This window comes from Sphaerisporangium sp. NPDC051017 (assembly GCF_040683095.1).
In the GTDB taxonomy this organism is placed as follows: domain Bacteria; phylum Actinomycetota; class Actinomycetes; order Streptosporangiales; family Streptosporangiaceae; genus Sphaerisporangium.
Window position 1 is genome coordinate 1 of the sequence record NZ_JBFBCI010000150.1, and the last position, 1,610, is coordinate 1,610.

1 pseudogene is annotated in these 1,610 nt (G+C 66.6%); it reads right to left on the reverse strand.

The annotated features are described in order from the left end of the window. Positions 1 to 855: pseudogene (locus AB0M95_RS40940) on the reverse strand (hypothetical protein); the annotation flags it as partial. Between the last annotated feature and the right edge of the window lie 755 nt (positions 856 to 1,610).

Here is a 1,610-nt window from a genome sequence, read left to right on the forward strand (position 1 = left end):
GGCGGCCCAGCCCTGGATGGCCTGGGCATACCGCAGGACGGCACGCTGAGTCTCAGGATCCGCACGCAGGTCGTGCAGCACTTGCGGGAGGTCCGTCTCGTCGTTCTCTTCGAGCGTCCTGACCCGGCCCGTCAGGATGCGGTCAACGAAGGAGACCGCATCCTTGAGGGAGACACCGAGGAGTTCCTGGGCCACGTGCACGATGTTGTTCCTCGCGACGCCCTCGCGGACCTCCTTGGGATAGGACACGATGTCGTTGTGCAGATCGACCGTGTCCCGGAATGAGTCGATCAGCACAGTGAACGGCCGGGTGCCCCGGATGCCATCGGGGATCTCCCAGCCGAGCGAGTGCTCCATCAGTAGTGCGCTGCACCCGGCCGCCCCGTAGTCGCGGCGCATCTCGGCCTGCTCGATGAGGTCGGGAAACCGGTGGCGTTCGAGGTTCTCCGTCTCCCACAGCGATGCCTCCAGGAACCGCCGTACGGACCTGGTGTACAGCAGGCGCCACGGAATCGATGCCGAGGGCGCCGTGCGGCGCCACAGGTCGGCCAGCGCACGTTCCACAGGATGCTCGGGGGGTGGCACCAAGCCGGGTGTCATGATCGGCATGAAGGCCATCAGCCGCTCGATACGTTGCAGGATCTGCTCCCGGCTACCGAGAGCTTCACACCCGGCGCCGAAGACGTCGTCCAGGCACCAGATGAGGCTGTGCCAGCCGGACAACAGCTCCAGCTCCCCGGCACAGGCATGGGGATAGGTCCAGGCGGTGAACCGGGTGAAGTCCGCCCTGTCGAAGGTCTCCGCACTCCAGCCGCCGTGGTACGAGTCGGTGCCCGGCGGCTCAAGCAGACCCACAGCGCATGCCCAGGCGCGAACTCGCGGACGGACGGCCTCCAGGTGCGGATTCACCCTCGCCTGGAACGGCATATAGAACAAGGGGAGCTGGAAGGCGTCCGTCAACGCGGCCTCCTGGATGGTGCCGTCAGTTCGAGGTCACGCCCGCTGGGGCGCGGAGCGGTGGATTGCCGTCCACCCGGCGGATCAAGGAGCGCGATATCGCCGGTGGGGCTACCCGGTGAGTCCGGTGGGTAAACAAGGCTCTGGCACCATGGCTCACGCTCCGCCACCCTCTGTCGGCGCTGGGGGTATCGCCACAGTGGGGCACGGCCCGGATGCTGGGGACGTTCCTGGCGGATGCTCCGCTGAAGGTTCCGGCGGAGGTGATCGGGGTCGCCGCCGAGCGCTTGATGCCGATTGAGTAGTCCTTCATGTCGGTGGGCACACGGCTCGTTGGCCGCGTGTGAGCGCCACGATCGGGTGAGGCTCCGGCCCAACAGTTCGCGTTCGGAGTGTTGGGCCGGACAAAGAGTGGTGTTACTCTCAGTTACTGCACCACCCAGTTGCGTCACGAAAGGGCGCAGATGCGAGGGTCCCTCATGTGCGCAGTCGGCCGTCTGCCGGCCCGACGAAGCACCGTTTCGTCAAGACGCGACGTCACCAACAGGGCCGGGGCCATGCGCGCCGTCTCCGCAAGAGGAGAGTCTGTGATCTCGAAGAGCAAGAAGAACGCCCGTTCCATGGCCGTGGCGCTCGCCGCAGCCGCCGCCTTC